Here is a 1,322-nt window from a genome sequence, read left to right as displayed (position 1 = left end):
GACCGATCTGCACAGCCAGGCCCAGGGCGGGCAGCGGCTGTATTTTGAATTGCTGCCCAGCCGCCTATGTTTGAACGAGAAGACCGGCTCGGTGCGCCCGGAGCGTCTGCTGGAGGCTTGGGTGCGCATGTTGGCGGCGAGCGCTTGTGGCCATGGTCTGCGCAGCGTGCTGGTCGGGCAGGACGCGACGGTGACGGTGGAGCCCTTGCCGCCAGAGCAGGCGCAAGCGCTGTTGAGCGATTTGTTGGCGGCTTGGCAAGAAGGCATGGCTGCGCCGCTGCCGTTGGCGCTGAAAGCCGGCCTGGCCGCGGTCAGCGGCAGTGGCGATCCGGCCTTGATTTATGAGGGCGGGCCGTTCCAGGCCACGGCCGAAGGCGCTGAGGCCAGCCTGGCGCGCCAATTCCCCGACTTTGCGGCGCTGACGGCCGATGGGCGCTTTGCGGCGCTGGCGCAGCGGCTCTATGGGCCGCTGTATGACTGGGTGCTGGCTAACGCCAAACTTGAGCTGCACCAGCCGATGATAAACACCGAAGGCGCGGCATGACGCAGCACAATCAATTGGATGCCGGCAGTTTCCCGCTCTGGGGCAGCCGGCTGATCGAGGCCAGCGCCGGCACCGGCAAGACCTGGACGATTGCCGCGCTCTATCTGCGCCTGGTGCTGGGTCATGGCGGCGAACAAGAAGGCTTCACGCGCCCCTTGTTGCCGGCCGAAATCCTGGTGATGACCTTTACCCGCGCCGCCACGCGCGAGCTGTCGGACCGCATTCGCGCGCGCCTGCTGGAGGCGGCGCAATGCTTTCGTGGCGAGGCCCAGCCGGCCGCTGCGGACGCCTTATTGACCGGCTTGCTGGCCGACTACGCCGGCCCCGCCCAACGCCGCGCCGCCGCCTACCGCCTGAGCCTGGCGGCCGACAGCATGGACGACGCGGCCGTGCACACCATCGACGCCTGGTGCCAGCGCATGTTGCGCGAACATGCCTTCGACAGCGGCTGCCTGTTTGATGAGGCGCTGATCGGTGACGAGCAGGCGCTGCTGCTGGAGGCCACGCAGGACTACTGGCGCGCCCAGCTCTACCCGCTGGGCGCGGCGGCGTTGGACCAGGCGCTGGCGGTGTTTCGCACGGTTGAGGGTTTGCAGTCGGACGCCCGCGCGCTGCTGGCTCAGGGCCTGCCTGCACATGCCCAGGCGCTGGCGGCCCAGCCCTTGGCGCAGTTGATAGAGACGGTGGTCGCCGAGCGCGCGGCCGCCTTGGGCGCGCTGAAAGAAGGCTGGGGCGAGCGGGCCACGGCGATGCGCGTTTGGCTCGACGCTCAGATGGC

The 1,322-nt window shown here is 68.8% G+C and carries 1 protein-coding gene and 1 pseudogene; both read left to right on the top strand.

Going from position 1 to position 1,322, the window contains the following annotated elements:
• Positions 1-544, top strand: a pseudogene (locus tag RMO57_RS04270) (exodeoxyribonuclease V subunit gamma); the annotation flags it as partial.
• A partial coding sequence (locus RMO57_RS04265; RefSeq protein ID WP_310384538.1) for a UvrD-helicase domain-containing protein occupies positions 541-1,322 on the top strand: 782 nt, incomplete at its 3' end. The pseudogene RMO57_RS04270 and the gene RMO57_RS04265, both read left to right, overlap by 4 nt.

This window comes from Roseateles sp. (genome assembly GCF_031397715.1).
Classification (GTDB): Bacteria; Pseudomonadota; Gammaproteobacteria; order Burkholderiales; family Burkholderiaceae_C; genus Paucibacter_A.
This window is presented reverse-complemented; position numbering and strand designations above follow the sequence as displayed.